Below are 15,002 nucleotides of genomic sequence, written 5' to 3' on the forward strand. Positions count from 1 at the left end.
CGACGAGCAGGCGGTGTCCGCGGTCACCGTGGACACCGCCTGCTCGTCGTCGCTGGTCGCCCTGCACCTGGCGTGCCAGGCGCTGCGGCAGGGCGACTTCGACCTGGCCCTGGCCGGCGGCGTGTGCGTCATGGCCACCCCCGGCCCGTTCGTGGGCTTCTCCCGGCAGCGGGGGCTCGCCCCCGACGGCCGGTGCAAGTCGTTCGCCGCCGCCGCCGACGGCACCGGCTGGTCCGAGGGCGTCGGCATCCTGCTGGTGGAGCGGCTGTCGGACGCGCAGCGCAAGGGGCACCCGGTCCTCGCCGTGATCCGCGGCAGCGCCGTCAACCAGGACGGCGCGTCCAACGGTCTCACCGCCCCCAACGGGCCGGCCCAGCAGCGGGTCATCCGGCAGGCCCTCGCGAACGCCCGGCTGACCACGGCCGACGTGGACGCCGTCGAGGCGCACGGCACCGGCACCGTCCTCGGCGACCCGATCGAGGCGCAGGCCCTGCTGGCCACGTACGGCCAGGGCCGCCCCGCCGACCGGCCGTTGCTGCTCGGCTCGATCAAGTCGAACATCGGTCACAGTCAGTCCGCCGCAGGCGTGGCCGGTGTGATCAAGATGGTGATGGCGATGCGGCACGGGCTCGTGCCGTCCACCCTGCACGTCGACGAGCCGACGCCGAAGGTGGACTGGTCGGCCGGCGAGGTGTCGCTGGTGACCGAGGCGACGCCGTGGCCGGCGACCGACCGTCCCCGCCGGGCGGCCGTGTCGTCGTTCGGGATCTCCGGCACGAACGCGCACACCATCATCGAGGAACCGCCCGCCCCGGACGCCGCCGACCCCGCCGACACCGGGCCGGCCCCCACCGTCGCCCTGCCGGCGGTGCCCGTGCTGCTCTCCGCCCGCTCCGAGGCCGCCCTCGGCGCGCAGGCGGGCCGCTGGACCCGGTGGCTGGAGGACGACGAGGCCCTCCGCACCGTGGACGTCGGCTGGTCGTCGGTCGTGTCGCGCTCCGCGCTGGAACACCGCGCGGTGCTCACCGCCACCGACCGCGAGGAGCTGCTGGCCGGGCTGCGCGCCCTCGCCGCCGGCCAGCCGTCCGGCGCGCTGGTCGCCGGGCAGGCCGCCGACCGGGGTCCGCTCGCGGTGCTCTTCTCCGGTCAGGGCGCGCAGCGTGCCGGCATGGGCCGGGAGTTGTACGCGGAGTTCCCGGTCTTCGCCGCCGCGCTGGACGAGGTGTGCGCACAGCTCGACGCGCTGCTGCCGCGCCCGCTCAAGGAGGTGCTGTTCGCACCCGAGGGTTCCGCCGAGGCGGAGCTGCTGGACCGGACGGTGTTCACGCAGGCCGGTCTGTTCGCGGTCGAGGTGGCGTTGTTCCGCCTGGTGGAGTCGTTCGGCGTCGCCCCCGACCTGGTCGGCGGTCATTCGATCGGCGAGGTCACGGCCGCGCATGTGGCGGGGGTGTTGTCGCTGGCGGATGCGTGTGTGTTGGTGGCGGCGCGGGGCCGGTTGATGCAGGCGTTGCCGGCCGGTGGTGGGATGGTGGCCGTTGCGGCGGCTGAGGCCGATGTGCTGGCGACGCTGGACGGCTTGACCGGTGTGGGGGTCGCGGCTGTCAACGGGCCGACGTCGGTGGTGGTCTCCGGTGCGGTGGAGGCGCTCGACGAGGTCGAGCGGGTCTGGCGTGGGCGGGGTGTGCGTACGCGCCGGTTGTCGGTGAGTCATGCGTTCCACAGTCCGTTGATGGAGCCGATGCTGGATGAGTTCCGGGTGGTCCTGGACGGGTTGACGTTCGAGGCGCCGGCGTTGCCGGTCGTGTCGAACGTGACCGGTGCGCTGGCTGACGTCGACGAGATCCGTAGTCCCGACTACTGGGTGCGGCACGTGCGGGACGCTGTGCGTTTCGCCGACGGGGTCGCCGCGCTGCGCGCCGCCGGGGTGGACACGTTCCTGGAGATCGGCCCGCGCAGCGTCCTGACCGCCATGACCCGGGACGTGCTGAGCGGGCGGGAGCCGGCGGACGCCGACGACGACACCCCGGCCGTCGCCGTACCCGCCCTGCGCGCCGACCGCCCCGAGTCGCGGGCCCTGCTCGCCGCCCTGTCCGAACTGCACGTCAACGGAACACCCGTCGACTGGGCGGCCCTCTACGCCGGCACCGGAGCGACCCCGGTCGCCCTGCCCACGTACGCGTTCCAGCGGCAGCGCTACTGGCCCGAGCAGATGCCGGCCTCGGCCACCGGCCCGGTCAGCCCGGACGTGGTGGACGTCGAGTTCTGGTCGGCCGTCGAGCGCTCCGACGTGGCGGCCCTCGCCGCGCAGCTCGGCACCGACGGGGCGGGCGTCCTGGCCCCGGCCCTGCCGGTCCTGTCGTCCTGGCGCAAGGCGCGGCTGCGGGACGCCGTCGTCGACGGCTGGTCGTACCGGGTGGTGTGGAAGCGGACCACCGTCCCCGCACCGCTCACCCCGCCGGGACGCTGGCTGCTCGTGGAGCCCGCCGACGACGCCGCCACGACCGAGTGGGCCGGGGCGCTCGCGGGGGCGCTGAGCGCCGCCGGCGGCGAGGTGTCCCGGCTGGCGGTGGACCCGCTCGGCGAGCGCGACCAGGTGACGTCGCGGCTGACCGCCGCCGTGGGGGACACCCCGTTCACCGGGATCGTCTCCCTGCTGGGCCTGCTGGAGCGACCCCACCCCGGCCGGCCGGCGGTGCCGCTCGGCACGGCCGCCACGATGACGCTGGTGCAGGCCCTGCACGCCGCCGACGTCGCGGCACCACTGTGGATGCTCACGCGGGGCGCTGTCGGCACCGGCGACACCGACCCGGTGCGCAGCGTCGCCCAGGGCGGGCTGTGGGGCCTGGCCCGGGTCGCCGGGCTGGAACACCCGCAGCTCTGGGGCGGCCTGGTCGACCTGCCGGACGCGCCCGGGCGCGACGACTGGGACCACGCGGTGGGCGTCCTGACCGGGGGCGGCCACGAGGACCAGGTCGCCGTGCGGCCCACTGGCGTCTTCGTGCGGCGCCTGGTGCGCGCCACGCCGGCGGCCGTCGGCACCGTCGACCGCTGGCAGCCGTCCGGCACCGTCCTCGTCACCGGCGGCACCGGGGCGCTCGGCGCGCACGTGGCCCGCTGGGCGGCGGCCAACGGCGCCGAGCACCTCGTGCTGACCAGCCGCCGCGGCGAGCACGCCCCCGGGGCGGCCGAGCTACGCGACGAACTGACCGCGCTCGGCGCCCGGGTGAGCCTGGTCGCCGCCGACATGGCCGACCGCGCCCGCGTCGAGGCGCTGCTGCGCGACGTCGACGCCGACCCGGCGCCCCTGACCGCGGTGGTGCACGCCGCCGGGGTGGGCCAGCTGACCATGCTCGTCGACACCGACCTCGCCGGCCTGGCCGGGGTGCTCGACGGCAAGATCGCCGGCGCCGTGCACCTGGACGAGCTGCTGGGCGACCGACCGCTCGACGCGTTCGTGCTGTTCTCCTCGATCGCCGGCATCTGGGGCAGCGGCGGCCAGGCCGCGTACGCCGCCGGCAACGCCTTCCTCGACGCCCTCGCCGAGCGGCGCCGCGCCCGCGGCCTGACCGCCACCGCCGTGGCGTGGGGCCCCTGGGCCGACGGCGGCATGGCCAGCGGCGAGGGGCAGGAACTGCTGGCCCGCCGCGGCCTCAGCCCCATGTCGCCGGCCCAGGCCGTGTACGCGCTGCGCAGCGCCGTCGGCCGGGCCGGGCCGGCGGTGACCGTGGCGGACGTCGACTGGTCCCTGTTCACCCCGGCGTTCGCCGCCGCCCGCGCCCGCCCCCTGCTCCACGACATCGCCGAGGCGCGCGACGCCCTGCGCGTGGTCGACGCGGAACCGGAGGGCACCGCCGGCGGCGGGCTGCGGCAGCACCTGCTGACGCTGCCCCGCGCCGAGCAGGACCGCCACCTGACCGAGCTCGTACGCACGCACACCGCCGCCGTGCTCGGCCACTCCGGCACCGAACTGGTCAAGGCCAACCGGGCGTTCAAGGAACTCGGCTTCGACTCGCTGACCGCCGTCGAGCTGCGCAACCGGCTCGGCGCCGCCACCGGCCTCACCCTGCCCACCACCCTGGTCTTCGACTACCCGAACCCGGCCGCCCTCGCCGACCACCTGTCGGCGACGCTGCGCCTGCACGAGGTCGAGACCGTCACCGCCTGGGGCCCCGCCGGGCCGGTCGACGACGACGACCCGATCGTCATCGTCGGCATGAGCTGCCGCTACCCGGGCGGCGTGGCCGACCCGGACGACCTGTGGGAGCTGGTCGCCACCGGGCGCGACGGCATCAGCGGCTTCCCCGACGATCGCCACTGGGACATGGGCCGGCTGCTGGCCGTCGACGCCGACGGGCAACCCGTCTCACACACCCGCGAGGGCGGCTTCGTCGACGGCGCCACCACATTCGACCCGGGCTTCTTCGGCATCTCGCCGCGCGAGGCCGTCGCCATGGACCCGCAGCAGCGGCTGCTGCTGGAGGCGTCCTGGGAGGCCATGGAGCAGGCCGGCATCGACCCGGAGGAGCTGCGCGGCAGCCGTACCGGCGTCTTCGTCGGCGCCTCCCCGTCGGGCTACGGCACCACCGACACCCCGGCCGAGCTGGCCGGCTACCAGCTCACCGGCGGCGCGCACAGCGTCATCTCGGGCCGCGTGTCGTACACCTTCGGGCTGGAGGGCCCGGCGGTGACGGTCGACACCGCCTGCTCGTCCTCGCTGGTGGCGGTGCACCTGGCCGCCCAGGCGCTGCGCGGCGGCGAATGCGACATGGCCCTGGCAGGCGGCGTCACCGTCATGGTGACGCCCGGCGCCTTCGTCGAGTTCTCCCGCCAGGGCGGCCTCGCCCCGGACGGGCGCTGCAAGTCCTTCGCCGCCGACGCCGACGGCACCGGCTGGTCGGAGGGCGTCGGCGTTCTGCTCGTCCAGCGCCTCTCTGACGCCCGGCGGCAGGGCCGCCAGGTGCTCGCCGTGCTCGCCGGCAGCGCCGTCAACCAGGACGGCGCGTCCAACGGTCTCACCGCCCCCAACGGGCCGGCCCAGCAGCGGGTGATCCGGCAGGCCCTCGCGAACGCCCGGCTGACCACGGCCGACGTGGACGCCGTCGAGGCGCACGGCACCGGCACCGTCCTCGGCGACCCGATCGAGGCGCAGGCCCTGCTGGCCACGTACGGCCAGGGCCGCCCCGCCGACCGGCCGTTGCTGCTCGGCTCGATCAAGTCGAACATCGGCCACAGCCAGGCCGCCGCAGGCGTCGCCGGCATGATCAAAATGGTGCAGGCGATGCGGTACGGCCTGCTCCCACGGACCCTGCACCTCGACGAGCCGACCCCCCACGTGGACTGGTCCGCCGGCGCGGTCTCCCTGCTCACCGAGGCGCGCCCCTGGCCGGCGGTGGACCGGCCTCGCCGGGCCGCCGTGTCGTCGTTCGGCATCAGCGGTACGAACGTGCACCTGATCCTGGAGCAGCCGCCCACGCCGACCGACGCGGACGAGCCGGCCGACGGCGACGAGCCGGTCACCGGTGACGAGCCGTCCCGGGTGCCGGCGGTGCTGCCACTGCTGCTGTCGGCCCGCGACGCGGCCGGGCTGTCGGCGCAGGCCGGCCGCTGGGCGCAGTGGCTCGGCGGCACCGACGCCCCGCACCCGCTCGACGTGGCGTGGTCCTCGGTGGCGTCGCGCTCCGTACTGGAGCACAGGGCCGTCGTGTCCGGGGCGAGCCGGGACGAACTGCTGGCGGGCCTCGACGCCGTGTCGGCGGGCGAGGTCTCGGCCGGCGTGCTCACCGGCCCGGGCGGCCAGCGCGGCCAGCTCGCGCTGCTGTTCTCGGGTCAGGGTGCGCAGCGTGCCGGGATGGGTCGGGAGTTGTACGGGTTCTTCCCGGTGTTCGCCGCCGCGCTGGACGAGGTGTGTGGTCACCTGGATCCGTTGTTGCCGCGTCCGTTGCGGGAGGTGCTGTTCGCAGAGGCGGGCACCGCCGAGGCGGGGTTGCTGGATCAGACGGTGTTCACGCAGGCCGGGTTGTTCGCGGTCGAGGTGGCGCTGTTCCGCCTGGTGGAGTCGTTCGGGATCGTGCCCGACATGCTGGCCGGTCACTCGATCGGTGAGGTGACGGCTGCGCATGTGGCGGGTGTGTTGTCTCTGGCGGACGCGTGCGTCCTCGTGGCGGCGCGGGGCCGGTTGATGCAGGCGCTGCCGACCGGTGGCGGGATGCTGGCCGTGGCCGCTGATGAGGCGGCCGTGGCGGAGTCGATCGCGGGGCTGACCGACCGTGCCGGCATCGCCGCTGTCAACGGCCCCGACGCTGTGGTGGTGTCGGGTGCCGTTGACGCGTTGGACGAGGTGGAGCGGGTTTGGCGCGGTCGGGGGGTGCGGACGCGTCGGCTGGTGGTGAGTCACGCGTTCCACAGCCCGCTGATGGCGCCGATGCTCGATGAGTTCCGGGCCGTTCTCGACGGGTTGGAGTTCGCCGCGCCGTTGTTGCCGGTCGTGTCGAACGTGACCGGGGCCCTGGCCGGCGATGAGATCCGCACGCCGGAGTATTGGGTGCGGCACGTGCGGGAGGCCGTCCGGTACGCCGACGGGATCACCGCCCTGCGGGCTGCCGGTGTGGACACGTTCCTGGAGGTCGGGCCGCAGAGCGTCCTGACCGCGATGAGCGCCGACGTGCTGCCCGATGACGAGGCCGTGCTGGCGGTGGCGGTGCAGCGCCGTGACCGTCCGGAGGCGCACGCGCTGCTGCACGCCCTGGCCGAGTTGCACGTGCACGGCGTGCCGGTGACCTGGACGCAGTGGTTCGCCGGGACCGGCGCACGGCGCGTGGACCTGCCCACGTACGCCTTCCAGCGGGAGCGGTACTGGCTGCCGCCCACCGGCCAGTCCGCCGACGTCTCCGGGGCCGGCCTCGGCGTGGCGCGGCACCCGCTGCTCGGCGCGGCGGTGTCGGTCGCCGGCGAGGACATGGTGGTGCTGACCGGCCGGCTGTCGGTGTCGACGCACCCGTGGCTCGTCGACCACATCGTCTCCGGCGCCGTGGTGGTGCCGGGCACCGCGCTGGTGGACCTCGTCGTCCGGGCGGGCGACGAGGTCGGCGCGTCCCGCGTCCGCGAGCTGACAGTGCTCGCCCCGCTCGTGCTGCCCGCCACCGGCGGCGGGGTACGGGTCCAGGTCCGGGTCGGTCCCGTCGACGGGACCGGCAGCCGCTCGGTGACCGTGCACTCCCAGCCCGAGGACGACTCCGAGTCGGGCTGGACCCGGCACGCCGACGGCTTCGTCGGCGCACCCACTGCCGACGAGCCCACCCTGGGCGCCTGGCCGCCACCCGGCGCGTCCGAGGTGGACGTCACCGGCTGGTACGCGAGGGTCGCCGAGCACGGGCTCGCGTACGGGCCGGTCTTCCGAGGCCTGCGCCGGGCGTGGACCGCCGACGGCGAGGTGTTCGCCGAGGTCGCCCTCCCCGACGAGGTCACCGGTGACCCGGCGGGCTTCGGGGTGCACCCGGCGTTGCTGGACGCCGCCCTGCACCCCGTCGGCCTGCTGCCCGCCGACCAGCCGGGCGGCGGTCCCCGGGTGCCGTTCGCGTTCGAGGGTGTGCAGGTCCACGCCGTCGGCGCCCGGACGCTCCGGGTCCGCCTCACCGCCTCCGGCAACTCGGTGCGGCTGGTCGCCGCCGACGAGACGGGCGTGCCCGTGGTGTCGGTGGACTCGCTGGCACTGCGCGAGATGACCGGCCTGGCGGCCGCGCCGGACGAGGCGTACCGATCCCTGTTCGAGGTCTCCTGGCAGCCCGAGCAGATCGCCGCGCCCGACGGCGCGTACGGCTGGGCCGTGCTCGGTGACCGCCCGCTCGACGGCGCGCCGCAGCTCCCGGCGTACGCCGACGTCGCCGCGCTGACCACGGCGGCGACGGACGGCACCGCCCCGGCGGCGCTGCTGCTACCCGTCACCCCGGCGACCTCCGGGACGGACGTGCCCGACGCGGTGCGCTCCGTCACGACGGACGTCCTCGGCGCGGTGCAGACGTGGCTGGCGGCCGAGCCGCTGGCGGACTCGCGGCTGGTCGTCGTGACCCGCGGCGCCGTGGCCACCGGCGCCGACGACCGCGTCAGCGACCTGGCGGGGGCGGCGGTCTGGGGCCTGCTGCGCTCGGCCCAGTCGGAGCACCCCGGCCGGCTCGTGCTGGCCGACCTGGAACCCGGCGCCGACCTGGACGCCGACCTGCTGGCCCTGCTCGCCGCAGCCGCCGACGACCCCGCCCTCGGCGGGCAGGTCGCGGTGCGTTCGGGCACGGCGTACCTGCCGCGGCTGGTCCGCGCCACGGGCGCCGCGCGGACCCCGGCGACCCTCGACGGGGGAACCGTCCTCGTCACCGGCGGCACCGGATCGCTGGGCGCCCTGGTGTCCGAACACCTCGTCACCGCCTACGGCGTGCGTTCGCTGGTGCTGGCGTCCCGGCAGGGCCCGGCGGCCCTCGGAGCCGACGAGCTGGTGCGGCGGCTGGCCGCGCTGGGCGCGACCGCCCGCGTGGTCGCCACGGACGTGACCGACCGCGAGCGCGTCGGCGAGCTGGTCCGGTCCATCACCGCCGACGACCGCCTGGCCGGGGTGGTCCACACCGCCGGCGTCCTCGACGACGGCATCGTCAGCGGGATCACCGCCGACCGGCTGGCGGACGTGCTGGCCCCGAAGGTCACGGCGGGCTGGTGGCTGCACGAGGCGACCGCCGAGCTGGACCTCGACCTGTTCGTGCTCTTCTCCTCCGTCGCCGGGGTGCTCGGCTCTCCCGGCCAGGCCGCGTACGCGGCCGGCAACGCCTTCCTGGACGCCCTCGCCGTGCTGCGGGCGCAGCGCGGGCTGCCCGCCGTCAGCCTCGCGTGGGGCATGTGGGACACCGACGGCATGGCCGCGTCGATCAACGACACCGACCGGGCGCGGGTGACCCGGGCCGGTCTGGTCCCGATGACCGCCCCGGTCGGGCTCGGGCTGTGGGACGCCGCCCTGACCCACGGCGGCGCGGCGCTGGTGCCGGCCGTTGTCGACCTGCCCGCCATGCGGGCACGGACCGCCGCCGGCCGGGTGCCGGTGATGCTGCGGGGCCTGGTGGGACCGGCCGCGAAGCGTCGCCGCTCCGGCACCGGCACGTGGGCCGACCGGCTGGCCGGCCTCGACCCGCAGGAGGCGCGTACGCAGGTGGCCCTGCTGGTGCGCGGGATGATCGCGCAGGTGCTCGGCCACGGCGGCGCCGAGGCGGTGCCGGCGGACCGGGCGTTCCGGGAACTGGGCTTCGACTCGCTGACCGCCGTCGAGCTGCGCAACCGGATCAACAGCGCGAGCGGACTGCGACTCACGTCGACGCTCGTCTTCGACTACCCGACCCCCGCCGCACTGTCGGAGTACCTGTACGAGCAGCTGTCCGGCCAGGTCGCCGAGCAGCAGCGGGCCGTGCGGGCGACAAACGTCGACGAGCCGATCGCCATCGTGGGCATGGCCTGCCGCTACCCGGGCGGCGTGACGAACCCGCAGCAGCTGTGGGACCTGGTCGCCGCCGGCGCCGACGGCATCGGCGAGTTCCCCACCGACCGGGGCTGGAACCTCGACCGGCTCTTCCACCCCGACCCGGACAACCCCGGGACGTCGTACACCCGCCACGGTGGCTTCCTGTACGGGGCCGCCGAGTTCGACCCGGACTTCTTCGGCATCTCGCCGCGCGAGGCGATCGCCATGGACCCGCAGCAGCGGCTGCTGCTGGAGGCGTCCTGGGAGACGTTCGAGTCGGCCGGCCTCGACCCGTCGCGGCTGCGCGGCAGCCGGACCGGCGTCTTCGCCGGCCTGATGTACCACGACTACGCCTCCGGCGTGCAGGACCTGCCCGAGGGCGTGGGCGGCTACCTCGGCACCGGCACCTCCGGCAGCGTGCTGTCCGGCCGGGTCGCGTACACCTTCGGCCTCGAAGGCCCGGCGGTCACTGTCGACACGGCGTGCTCGTCGTCGCTGGTCGCGCTGCACCTCGCGGTGCAGGCACTGCGCGGCGGCGAGTGCGATCTCGCCCTGGCCGGTGGCGTGACCGTCATGGCGACGCCGGGGACGTTCATCGAGTTCTCCCGCCAGCGGGGCCTGTCGCAGGACGGTCGCTGCAAGTCGTTCGCGGCGTCGGCCGACGGCACGGGCTGGTCCGAGGGCGTCGGCGTGCTGCTCGTGCAACGACTCTCCGACGCGCAGCGGGAGGGCCGCCGGATCCTGGCGGTGGTACGGGGCAGCGCCGTGAACCAGGACGGCGCGTCGAACGGGCTGACGGCCCCCAACGGCCCGTCGCAGCAGCGGGTCATCCGGCAGGCCCTCGCGAACGCCCGGCTCACCACCGCCGACGTGGACGCCGTCGAGGCGCACGGCACCGGCACGACCCTGGGCGACCCGATCGAGGCGCAGGCGTTGCTGGCGACGTACGGGCAGGACCGGCCCGCCGACCGGCCGCTCTGGCTGGGCTCGGTCAAGTCGAACATCGGCCACACCCAGGCCGCCGCCGGGGCAGCCGGTATCATCAAGATGATCATGGCGATGCGGCACGGTGTGCTGCCGTCGACGCTGCACGTCGACGAGCCGTCCCCGCACATCGAGTGGAGCGCCGGGGCGGTCTCCCTGCTCACCGAGGCCCGCGACTGGCCCGCGGCGGGCCGGCCCCGTCGCGCCGCGATCTCGTCGTTCGGCGTCAGCGGCACCAACGCGCACGTGATCATCGAGCAGCCCCCCGCCGAAGCGGAGCCCACCCGGGGCGAGCACGCGCCGGCGCCCGCCGCCGGGTCGCTGCCGACCCCCGTGCTGCTGTCGGCCCGCTCCGAGGCCGCCGTTGCGGCGCAGGCCGACCGCTGGGCCCACTGGATCGCCGACGACGAGAAACTGCGCCCCGCCGACGTCGGCTGGTCGTCGACAGTCAGCCGGGCCGTGCTGGAGCACCGTGCGGTGGTCACCGCGACGGGCCGGGACGAACTGCTGGCCGGGCTGCGGGCGCTCGCCGCCGGTGAGCCGGCCGCCACCCTGGTCACCGGCACGGGCGCGACGCGTACGCAGCTGGCCGTGCTCTTCTCGGGTCAGGGTGCGCAGCGTGCCGGGATGGGCCGGGAGTTGTACGCCGGGTTCCCGGTGTTCGCGACCGCGCTGGACGAGGTGTGTGGTCACCTGGATCCGTTGTTGCCGCGTCCGTTGCGGGAGGTGCTGTTCGCCGAGGCGGGTAGTGCTGAGGCGGGGTTGCTGGATCAGACGGTGTTCACGCAGGCCGGGTTGTTCGCGGTCGAGGTGGCGTTGTTCCGTCTGGTGGAGTCGTTCGGGGTCGTGCCCGACGTGGTGGCTGGTCATTCGATCGGTGAGGTGACGGCTACGCATGTGGCGGGTGTGTTGTCTCTGGCGGACGCGTGCGTTCTCGTGGCCGCGCGGGGCCGGTTGATGCAGGCGTTGCCGACGGGCGGCGGGATGCTGGCCGTGGCCGCCGACGAGGCTGCGGTGGCGGAGTCTCTCGCCGGGATGACCGACCGGCTGGGTATCGCGGCCGTCAACGGGCCCACCGCCGTGGTGGTCTCCGGTGCCGTCGAGGCCCTGGACGAGGTGGAGCGGCACTGGCGGGAGCGGGGTGTACGTACACGCCGGCTCACCGTCAGCCACGCGTTCCACAGTCCGCTGATGGCACCGATGCTCGACGAGTTCCGCGCCGTCCTGGCGGGGCTGACGTTCCGAGCGCCGCTGCTGCCGGTGGTGTCGAACCTGACCGGCGCGCTCGCCGACCCGCAGGAGATCACCCGCGCCGAGTACTGGGTGCGGCACGTGCGGGAGGCCGTCCGCTACGCCGACGGCATCGCCGCCCTGCGGGCCACCGGGGTCGACACCTTCCTGGAGATCGGCCCGCAGAGCGTCCTGACCGCGATGAACGCCGACCTGCTCGCCGAGGACGCGCTCGCGGTGGCCGTCCAGCGCCGGGACCGGCCCGCCCCGCAGGCACTCCTGCACGCCCTCGCCGACCTGCACGTCCACGGCGTCCCGGTGACCTGGACGCAGTGGTTCACCGACGCCGGCGCCGCCCGGGTCGACCTGCCGACGTACGCCTTCCAGCACCAGCGGTACTGGCTCGGCGCGGGCCAGACGCGTACCGCCGACGTGTCCGGGGCGGGCCTCGGCGTGGCCGGGCACCCGCTGCTCGGCGCGGCGGTCTCCGTGGCGGGCGAGGACATGGTGGTGCTGACCGGCCGCCTCTCGACGTCGACGCACGCGTGGCTCGCCGACCACGTCGTCTCCGGCACGGTGATCGTGCCGGGTACCGCCCTCGTGGAACTGGCGGTCCGGGCGGGTGACGAGGTGGGCGCGTCGCGGGTGCGGGAGCTGACCGTGGCGGCGCCGCTGGTGCTGCCGGAGGCCGGCGCGGTGCGGGTGCAGGTGCGCGTCGGTGCGGCCGACGAGACCGGCGTCCGGGTCGTGGCGGTGCACTCGCAGTCCGAGGGTGATCCGGAGGCCGACTGGGTGCGGCATGCGGAGGGCGTGCTGGAGCCGGCGTCGGCCGGCGAGCCGAGCCTGGGGGAGTGGCCGCCGGTCGGCGCGTCCGAGGTGGACGTGGCGGGCTGGTACCCGACGCTGGCGGAGCACGGCCTGGCGTACGGGCCGGTGTTCCGGGGGCTGCGCCGGGTGTGGACGGGCGGCGACGAGGTGTTCGCCGAGGTGGCGCTGCCGGACGAGGTGGCGACGGAGGCGGCGCGCTTCGGTGTGCACCCGGCGCTGCTGGACGCCGCCCTGCACCCGATCGGGCTGCTGCCCGGCACCGAGGGGTCGGGCGGGCCGCGGGTGCCGTTCGCGTTCGAGGGTGTGCAGGTGTATGCCTCGGGTGCGCGGGTGCTGCGGGTGCGGCTGTCGCGTACGGGCTCGGCGGTGCGGCTGGTCGCGTGCGACGAGTCGGGCGCGGCCGTGGTCTCGGTCGACTCCCTCGCCCTGCGCGAGCTGACCGGCGTGACCGCGGCAGGCGCGGCGGCCCGCGCGATGTTCGAACTCACCTGGCAGGCCGAGGAGATCGCCGCCACCGGGGACCTCTCCGGGTGGGCGCTGGTCGGCTCGCCGGCAACCGCCGACCTGCCGGCGTACGGCGACGTCGAGGCGCTCGTCGCGGCGGTCGACGCCGGCCGGACGGTCGCACCGAGGGCGCTGCTGCTGCCGCTCGACGGGCCGGAGAGGGCCGTCCCCGATGCGGTACGCGCGGCGACCTCGGAGGTGCTGGCGACCGTCCGGTCCTGGCTGGCAGCCGATGCGCTGGCGGAGTCGCGGCTCGTGGTGGTGACGCGGGGTGCGGTGTCGGTGGCGGCGGACGACCGGGTGTCGGACCTGGCCGGTGCGGCGGTGTGGGGTCTGCTGCGGTCGGCGCAGTCGGAGCACCCGGGTCGCCTCGTGCTGGCGGACGTGGACGGTGACGTGGATGCCGGGCTGCTGGGTGTGCTGACCACGGTGGCCGACGAGCCGTCGACGCACGGCGGTCAGGTCGCGGTGCGTGCGGGCGCGGTGTTCGTGCCGCGTCTGGTGCGTGCGGTCGCTCCGGCGTCGGTGGAGACGCCGGTCGTGGGTGACGGTGCGGTGCTGGTGACCGGTGGTACGGGTGCGCTCGGGGCGTTGGTGGCGGAGCACCTGGTGTCGGCGCATGGTGTGCGGTCGCTGGTGCTGGTGTCGCGTCGTGGCCCGGAGGCCGCCGGTGCGGGTGAGTTGTCGGAGCGGTTGTCGGCGTTGGGTGCGTCGGTGCGGGTCGTTGCTTGTGACGTGACGGACCGGGACCAGGTGTTCGGTCTGGTGGCCGAGGTGGCCGCCGGGGGTCGGCTGGCAGGTGTGGTGCACACCGCTGGTGTGTTGGATGACGGTGTGGTGGAGGGGCTGACGGCGGAGCGGTTGGCGGGGGTGTTGGCGCCGAAGGTGTCGGCGGGTTGGTTGTTGCATGAGGCGACGGCGGGTCTGGATCTCGACTTGTTCGTGGTGTTCTCGTCGGTTGCTGGTGTGCTGGGTTCGCCGGGTCAGTCGGGGTATGCGGCGGGTAACGCGTTCCTGGACGGGTTGGCGGTGTATCGGCGGCAGCTCGGGTTGCCGGCGGTGAGTCTGGCGTGGGGGATGTGGGACACGGCAGGCATGGCCGCCTCGATCGACGAGGCGGACCGGGCGCGGTCCGCGCGGGCGGGTCTGACGCCGATGAGCGCCGAGACCGGGTTGGAGCTGTTCGACGCCGCCCTGGTGGCGGAGCAGCCGGCGTTGGTGCCGGCCGTGATCGACGTACCGGCGATGCGCGCAGCGCTCGGCGCCGGCCCGGTGCCGGCCGTGCTGCGTACCCTGATCGGGTCGACGGCGGCCCGGCGACGGGCCGCGCGGAGCGGCGACTGGGCCAACCAGCTCGCGGGCCTGGCGCCCGACGAGGCGCGCGCCCAGGTCGACGTGCTGGTACGGGGTCTGGTCGCGCAGGTGTTGGGGCACGGTGGTGCGGAAGCCGTGCCGGCGGACCGGGCGTTCCGGGAGTTGGGCTTCGACTCGCTGACGGCGGTGGACCTGCGTAACCGGTTGAACGCGGCCACCGGGCTGCGGCTGGCCTCGACGCTGGTCTTCGACTACCCGACCCCGGCCGTGCTCGCCGACCACCTGCACGAGCAGGTCTCCGGGCAGATCACCGCCCGCCAGACGGCGGTACTCACCGCCGGCACCGACGAGCCGATCGCGATCGTGGGCATGGCCTGCCGCTACCCCGGTGGCGTCGATGGTCCGGACCAGCTGTGGGCGTTGCTGGCCGGCGGCGGCGACGGGATCTCGGAGTTCCCCACCGATCGCGGCTGGGACCTGGAGAGCCTGTTCGACCCGGACCCGGAGCACAGCGGTACGTCGTACACGCGCCACGGGGGTTTCCTGTACGGGGCTGCCGAGTTCGACCCGGGCTTCTTCGGGATCTCGCCGCGTGAGGCTCTGGCGATGGATCCGCAGCAGCGGTTGCTGCTGGAGGCGTCGTGGGAGTCGT

General features: G+C 75.2%; 1 protein-coding gene. It reads left to right on the forward strand.

Translation table 11 applies throughout. From position 1 onward, the window contains the following. Nucleotides 1-15,002 (forward strand): type I polyketide synthase (locus NMK34_RS12905; RefSeq protein WP_412098874.1); only part of this gene is annotated, 15,002 nt, incomplete at both ends.

The sequence above is a fragment of the Micromonospora sp. BRA006-A genome (assembly GCF_033433935.1).
Taxonomy (GTDB): domain Bacteria; phylum Actinomycetota; class Actinomycetes; order Mycobacteriales; family Micromonosporaceae; genus Micromonospora; species Micromonospora aurantiaca.